Consider the following 250-nt stretch of genomic DNA (forward strand, 5'->3'; position numbering starts at 1 on the left):
GTCTATATTTCGGCGAAAAGACGATAGGGTATTTACACAGCCACTTTGTATGCGCTGAGCTTTGTGCTTTAATGCCCATAAACACCTTTCCTTATTTGAGTTACGAATATTAGCTTGAACATCTATACCCGTAATCATTGAAGATGCTTGATTTTATCCGAAATGGAGATCATTATCCTCGCTATGAAAATATTTATTACATCAGAACAAAAAATCAAACTTGAACGTCTTCACGACACCACTCGTGATG

At 36.8% G+C, this 250-nt stretch carries 1 pseudogene; it reads right to left on the reverse strand.

The window, feature by feature from the left end:
* Positions 1–79, reverse strand: a pseudogene (locus C5471_RS23820) (IS200/IS605 family transposase); the annotation flags it as partial.
* Positions 80–250: the final 171 nt, after the last annotated feature.

Source organism: Photorhabdus tasmaniensis, from assembly GCF_011189505.1.
Taxonomy (GTDB): Bacteria; Pseudomonadota; Gammaproteobacteria; order Enterobacterales; family Enterobacteriaceae; genus Photorhabdus; species Photorhabdus tasmaniensis.